Below are 6,000 nucleotides of genomic sequence, written 5' to 3'. Positions count from 1 at the left end.
GGAGAGGCAAAAGGGGCAAAGGAGGACGATCCGCTCGCCCGGGCTCGCTCCGCCCCCTCGCTCCTTGTCGGGTCAGCCGATCCGGCGGCGGTAGATCGCGACCGCGAGGCCGTACGAGACGGCGAGGATGCCGACGAGCCAGGCGAGGGCGACCCAGATGTCGCTGCCGACGGGCTGCTCCGCGAACAGGGCCCGGACGGTGTCGACGACGGACGTCACGGGCTGGTTCTCCGCGAACCAGGCCACCGGGCCGGGCATCGTGTCGGTGGGCACGAACGCCGAGCTGATGAACGGCAGGAAGATCAGCGGGTAGCTGAAGGCGCTCGCGCCGTCCACCGTCTTCGCCGAGAGCCCCGCGATCACGGCCAGCCAGGTCAGGGCGAGGGTGAACAGGGCGAGGATGCCCGCCACCGCGAACCAGGCACCCACGGAGGCCCCCGTGCGGAAGCCCATGAGGAACGCGACCGCGATGACGATGGCGACCGAGACCATGTTCGCCACGACCGACGTGAGCACGTGCGCCCACAGGACGCTCGACCGGCCGATCGGCATGGACTGGAAGCGGTCGACGATGCCGCCCTGCAGGTCGAGGAACAGCCGGTACGACGTGTACGCGATGCCCGACGCGATGGTGATCAGCAGGATGCCGGGCAGCATGTAGTTGATGTACGACTCGTCGGACCCGGTGTTGATCGCGCCGCCGAAGACGTAGACGAAGAGCAGCATGATCGCGATCGGGGTCACCGCGGTGGTGATGATCGTGTCGGGGCTGCGCAGGATGTGCCGCAGGGAGCGCCCGGTGAGGGTGCGGGTGTCGGCGAGGGCGTGGGTGGTCATCAGGATTCCTTCTCGGTACCGGTCGCACCGACGAGCGAGAGGAAGACGTCCTCGAGGGACGGCTGCTTCTCGACGTACTCGACCTTGGCGGGCGGGAGGAGCTGCTTGAGCTCGGCGAGGGTGCCGTTCTGGATGATCGTTCCCTGGTGCAGGATCGCGATCCGGTCGGCGAGCTGTTCGGCCTCGTCGAGGTACTGCGTGGTGAGCAGCACGGTGGTGCCGTTGCTGGCGAGCTGCTTGACGGTCTGCCAGACGTCGATCCGCGCCTGCGGGTCGAGGCCCGTGGTGGGCTCGTCGAGGAACACGATCGGCGGGTTGCCGATGAGGCTCATCGCGATGTCGAGACGACGCCGCATGCCGCCGGAGTAGGTCCCCGCGCGGCGGCCGCCGGCCTCGGTGAGCGAGAACCGGGCGAGCAGGTCGTCGGCGATCTCCCCGGGGTGGGGCAGGTGCCGCAGCCGGGCCACGAGCACCAGGTTCTCGCGTCCGGTGAGGACCTCGTCGACGGCAGCGAACTGGCCGGTGAGGCTGATCGACTCGCGCACGTCGCCGGGCTTCGCCGCGACGTCGTGCCCGTGCACGGTGGCGGTGCCCGCGTCGGCCTTGAGCAGCGTCGACAGGATGCGCACCAGCGTGGTCTTGCCGGCGCCGTTGGACCCGAGCAGGGCGAAGATGCTCCCGGCGGCGACGTCGAAGTCGACCCCGCGCAGCACGTGCAGCTCGCCGAACGACTTCTCGATGCCTTGGACGTGGATCGCGGCGCGGGCCGCGCCGTCGGACTGGGCGGTGGTCATGTCCGGTTCTCCGATTCTGCGAGGTGAGTGGTTCACGGCCGGCGGACGACGACGTCGCCGAAGCCGGTGCTGGCGTGGATCTCTGCGGTGGCCTCGTCCTCGACCGGCCCGTCCGTGGGGGTCAGGAGGTTGCGGACGGAGCCGTTCTCGGACGAGACGTCGAGGTAGGCGGCGGTGCCCTCGGGCACCCCGACCTCGATCGACCCGAACGAGGACGTGAGGGTGACGTCGCCGGACTCCAGGTTGTTGACCCGGATGCTGGCGTGCGCAGACTTCGCGGTGAGGGTGCCGCGCACGCGGCTCACGGCGATGTCGCCGTGCGCCCCGAGCACCTCGAGGGTGCCGGTGACGGAGCCGACGGTCGTGGTGCCGTTGCTGGCGCGGATCGTGCCGTCCCCGAGGACCTCGTCCACGAAGACGGACCCGGCGCTCACCTTGACGTCGAGGGAGCCGGTGACGCGGCCCGCGGTCGCGGAGCCGGCGGAGAGCTTGAGGTCCAGCCGCTCGACGTCGTCCACGCGGGCGTTGCCGGCGGACAGCGTCATGTCGACGGCGGCGAGCGTGCCCTCGGCGTAGAGCGAGCCGACCTTGCCGCTCAGCGACGAGCCCTCGGGGAGCTCGACGGTGATGTCGGCGGTGCCGGACGCGAAGGGCAGCACGTACTGCTTCCACGAGCCGGGGTAGGTGATCGAGACGGCGTCGCCGTCCCGGTCCACGCGGACCGACTCGGCGGCGCGGGTGCTGCCGGACTTGGCGTTGGTGGGCAGCACGGTGACGACGACGTCGTCACGCTCCCCGGCGACGACGTGCACGTTGGCGAACGGCACGTCCACGAGGACGGGGACGGGCTGGGTGGCGGGGAAAGTGGGCATGACGGGGCTCCAACAGTGGTGTCGGTGTGGTGTCAGGGGGGACGGGGGCGGTGCGGTGCGGTGCCGTGCGAGGGGATCAGCGCACCCAGCCGGTGACGCGGCCGGAGCCGCGCTGCTGCGGACGGGCCTGCGCGGCCGGACGTCCGGTGGACTGCTCGAGCGCGGCGGCGACCGCGCGCACGAGCCACGTGTTGACGGAGACGCCGTCGCGGGCGGCGGCGGTCTCGGCCTGCGTCTTCAGGTGGTCCGGCAGGCGCAGGGTGGTGCGGGTGGTGGCGCCGCCCTCGGCCTCCGCGGCCGGCGCCGCCGGGGCGTGGTCCGCCTCGGGGGCGGCGGCGACGGCGGAGGGCCGGGCGGGTACCGCGACGACGAACTCGGGCGAGCCGCCGCGGAGCCGGATGTCGACCGAGCCGGGGGCCAGCTCGGCGGAGATCTCCCCCGCCGCGTCCGACAGCGCCTCGAGCAGCACGAGCCGGGCGGCCGCGTCGAGGGGGGCGGTCAGGCGGGAGGCCAGCTCCCGCGCCTCGTCCCCGCCGGCGGCGGCTGCGGTGCCGAGCTGCTGCTGCAGCTCGTCGACATATCTCGTGAGGTCCATGGCTCCACTATGACACCACCGTGGTGTCATGGCAAGACCTTTGACGTCATTTCTGATGTCACGCTGATGTCGACTGGTGTCAGAGGGGCGGGGTACCCGCGTCATCGCAGGTCAGGAGCACGTCACCGGTCGCGGGACTAGCGTGGCGTCGTGACCAGATCCCCGGAGGGCCCCGACACCACGGTGCGCGGCGTGCGCCTCTTCGACGACGTCCGCCCGGACGAGACGGACCGCGCCTACCTGCCCGGCATGAGCAGCGCCTGGAAGATGCCCTGGTACGACGTGCAGAGCTGGTGGCGGCGCGCCGGGCGGCTGCACCGCCGCACCGTCGAGCTCGCCGGGATCGCCGCCGGGCAGCGGGTCCTCGACGTCGGCTGCGGCACCGGCAACCTCTCCCTCGCCGTGCTGCGCGCGGTACCGGACGCCGCGGTGACCGGCCTCGACCCGGACGGCGCCGCCCTGCGCCGCGCGGCGCGCAAGGCCCGCCGCCGGCGGGTGGGACGTCGCGGCTCGCTCACGCTCGTGCGGGGCTTCGCCGACCGGCTGCCCGCGGCCGACGGCACCGTCGACCACGTGCTCTCCTCCCTCGCCCTGCACCACGTGCCGATGGACGAGAAGCGCCGGTTCGCCGCCGAGCTCGCTCGCGTGCTGCGCCCCGGCGGCACCGTCACCGTCGCGGACCTCGACGCGCCCGGGCACGGCGGCGGGCACGGGCACGACGGCGGGCACGGGCACGGCGGCGGCCACGGGCACGGCGAACCAGCGGACGGCGAGCACGGGCGCGGCGGCCACCGGCACCACCGCGGGATCGGTGCGAACCAGCACCGGGAGGACAACGCCGACGGCGGCATCCAGCGCCTGCTGACGGACGCCGGGCTCGCGGACGCGCGCGAGGTCGGCCGCGCGACGTTCATGGACACGCCCGTGATGTGGGTGCAGGCGCGCCGGCCCTGACGCGCCCCGGCGGTCCCTGTCGGCTCAGGACCTCCCGGCGTCGGCCTCGGCGGCGACGAACTCCGGCGGCGGGGCGAACTGGGAGAGCACGAGGTCGGCGCCGAACGGGTCGCGGATCGTCGCCTCCCGGGTCCACTCGGTGTCCTGGGTCGCGTGCACGACGGCGCCCGCCCGCTCGGCGGCCTCGGCGGCGGCGTCGCGGTCGGCCACCGCGAAGACGACCGACCAGCGGGCCGGACCGTCCGCGGGCAGCACCCCCGCGACGACGTCCGAGAACCCTGGCGGGACGAACTCCTGCCGCTCGTGGATCCCGGGGTCCACGGTGCGGGCCAGGTGGTCGCCGTACCCCCGCACGCGCGCCATCCCGGCGCCCAGGTCGTCGCTGCGCTCCCAGCCGAGCAGCGGCCCGTAGAACCGCAGCGCGGCGTCGACGTCGGGGGTGAGCAGGTTGCTGAAGTTCCAGGTGCCGGGCTCGTTGACGCGCTGGGCCCCGGCGCGGGTGCCGGCCCGCCAGAGCCGGCTGGGCGCGCCCTCCGGGTCGACGATGCGCGCCATCCATCCCGCGGCCTGCCCGGGCGGGCCCACCTGCTGCGGGGGCGAGCTCACCACCCCGCCCAGCTCGGCGACGCGGGCCGTCGCGGCCTCGATGTCGTCGACGGCGAGGTACGTGTGCCACGCCGGCTCCCCGTCGTACCCCGGGTCGGGCGTGGCGACGGCGGCGATCGCCGTCTCGTCGGTGCCGTCCCACGACGCCACGGCGTAGCGCCCGGGCGCCCCCGGCGGCAGCTTCTCGGTGAACCGCCAGCCGAACAGCGCGCCGTAGAACGCGAGCGCCGCGTCGACGTCGGCGACCTCCAGGTCGATCCAGCTCGGGACCCCGTGCGGGTAGGTGTGCACCATGGACCCACCCTGCACAGGCCCTCCGACATCTCGCCCGACGACGGCGACGGTCTCGTCGCCACCACGTCGCCACGACGTCGCCACGATGTCGCCACCGCACGTCACACCGCGGGCAGCTCGTCGTCCGCCGACGGGTAGGAGGCCTGCGCGCCGGGCGACCGCACGGCGTACGCGCCGACGCGGGCCGCCGTCCGGGCGGCGTCGACGAGCCCGTCGCCCCGCGCCAGCCCGTGGGCGAGCGCGCCGACGAACGCGTCGCCCGCCCCCGTGGTGTCGACGGCGCGCACCCGCGGTGCCGGGACCGCCGTCACGTCGCCGCCCTGCCCGACCAGCGCGCCGCGGGGCCCGAGCGTCAGCACGACCGACCGCACCCCGCGCGCGAGCAGCCCCCGCACCAGCTCCTCCTCGCCGTCACCCGGCGGGACGTCCAGCGCGGCGGCGACCAGCCGTGCCTCGTGCTCGTTGAGGACCAGCGGGTCGGCGCGCAGCAGCACGTCCGGGTCGACGTCGAGCACCGGGGCGAGGTTGACGACGAGCCGTCCGCGCGCGGTGCGGGCCGCCGCCTCGATGGCGGCCCGCGGGATCTCGCCCTGCAGCACGAGGGTCCCGGCGGCCGCGACCAGCCCGGCGTGCGCACCCACCACGGCCTCGTCGACGGCCGCGTTGGCGCCGGGGACGACGACGATGGAGTTCTCGCCGTCGTCGCTCACGGTGACGATCGCGATGCCGGTCCGGTGCCCGGGCACGACCGCCAGCGCCGCGAGGTCCACCCCGGCGGACCGGAGCCCCGCGAGCGCCGCGTCGGCGAACTCGTCGTCGCCCACCGCGCCCACGAACGCGACGTCCGCGCCGAGCCGGGCGGCCGCGACGGCCTGGTTGGCCCCCTTCCCGCCGGACATGACCCGCATGCCGTGCCCGAGGACCGTCTCGCCGGGTGCCGGGTGCGCCGCGACGCCGACCAGCAGGTCCGCGTTGGTGGACCCGACGACCACCACGCGAGCGGTCGATGGCGTCACCGAACGCATTCTCGTCACCTCGCCGTCGTGCG

The 6,000-nt window shown here is 74.4% G+C and carries 7 protein-coding genes; 1 reads left to right on the top strand and 6 read right to left on the bottom strand.

The annotated features are described in order from the left end of the window. Positions 1 to 72 precede the first annotated feature (72 nt). The 4 genes from ACFVS0_RS12780 to ACFVS0_RS12765 form a co-directional block, all read right to left on the bottom strand. Complete coding sequence (locus ACFVS0_RS12780) at positions 73 to 837, bottom strand: ABC transporter permease (RefSeq protein ID WP_430550949.1); 765 nt, start codon at positions 835 to 837, stop codon at positions 73 to 75. Then, positions 837 to 1,631, bottom strand: coding sequence for an ABC transporter ATP-binding protein (locus ACFVS0_RS12775; protein WP_430550948.1), 795 nt, complete (start codon positions 1,629 to 1,631; stop codon positions 837 to 839). The genes ACFVS0_RS12780 and ACFVS0_RS12775 overlap by 1 nt, the downstream gene beginning before the upstream one ends. Positions 1,632 to 1,663: 32 nt before the next feature. Further along, positions 1,664 to 2,503, bottom strand: a complete 840-nt coding sequence (locus ACFVS0_RS12770) for a DUF4097 domain-containing protein (RefSeq protein WP_430588179.1) — start codon at positions 2,501 to 2,503, stop codon at positions 1,664 to 1,666. A gap of 76 nt (positions 2,504 to 2,579) precedes the next feature. Then, positions 2,580 to 3,098, bottom strand: coding sequence for a histidine kinase (locus tag ACFVS0_RS12765; RefSeq protein ID WP_430585644.1), 519 nt, complete (start codon positions 3,096 to 3,098; stop codon positions 2,580 to 2,582). 150 nt (positions 3,099 to 3,248) lie between these two features. Here ACFVS0_RS12765 and ACFVS0_RS12760 point away from each other — a divergent pair, with 150 nt between their 5' ends. Further along, positions 3,249 to 4,052 carry a class I SAM-dependent methyltransferase gene (locus ACFVS0_RS12760; RefSeq protein ID WP_430550945.1) on the top strand — a complete coding sequence of 268 codons (804 nt, stop codon included), beginning with the start codon at positions 3,249 to 3,251 and terminating at the stop codon, positions 4,050 to 4,052. Positions 4,053 to 4,076: 24 nt separating this feature from the next. Here the strand turns inward: ACFVS0_RS12760 and ACFVS0_RS12755 are convergent, their stop codons facing one another. Together ACFVS0_RS12755 and ACFVS0_RS12750 are read right to left on the bottom strand one after the other, a co-directional pair. Beyond that, the gene (locus ACFVS0_RS12755) at positions 4,077 to 4,952 is read right to left on the bottom strand and encodes a VOC family protein (protein ID WP_430588178.1); all 876 of its coding nucleotides are present in this window, start codon (positions 4,950 to 4,952) and stop codon (positions 4,077 to 4,079) included. Positions 4,953 to 5,053: 101 nt separating this feature from the next. Then, complete coding sequence (locus ACFVS0_RS12750) at positions 5,054 to 5,977, bottom strand: ribokinase (RefSeq protein ID WP_430564407.1); 924 nt, start codon at positions 5,975 to 5,977, stop codon at positions 5,054 to 5,056. Positions 5,978 to 6,000 lie beyond the last annotated feature (23 nt).

This window comes from Isoptericola sp. NPDC058082, from assembly GCF_042885055.1.
Classification (GTDB): domain Bacteria; phylum Actinomycetota; class Actinomycetes; order Actinomycetales; family Cellulomonadaceae; genus Isoptericola.
The sequence above is the reverse complement of the archived record's forward strand: the minus strand, read 5'-3'. Positions and strand labels throughout refer to the sequence as shown.

Bases quoted from the DNA above. Each gene is read 5' to 3' on its own strand.
- ACFVS0_RS12780 (WP_430550949.1), bottom strand. From the start codon at position 837: ATGACCACCCACGCCCTCGCCGACACCCGCACCCTCACCGGGCGCTCC.
- ACFVS0_RS12775 (WP_430550948.1), bottom strand. From the start codon at position 1,631: ATGACCACCGCCCAGTCCGACGGCGCGGCCCGCGCCGCGATCCACGTC.
- ACFVS0_RS12770 (WP_430588179.1), bottom strand. From the start codon at position 2,503: ATGCCCACTTTCCCCGCCACCCAGCCCGTCCCCGTCCTCGTGGACGTG.
- ACFVS0_RS12765 (WP_430585644.1), bottom strand. From the start codon at position 3,098: ATGGACCTCACGAGATATGTCGACGAGCTGCAGCAGCAGCTCGGCACC.
- ACFVS0_RS12755 (WP_430588178.1), bottom strand. From the start codon at position 4,952: ATGGTGCACACCTACCCGCACGGGGTCCCGAGCTGGATCGACCTGGAG.
- ACFVS0_RS12750 (WP_430564407.1), bottom strand. From the start codon at position 5,977: ATGCGTTCGGTGACGCCATCGACCGCTCGCGTGGTGGTCGTCGGGTCC.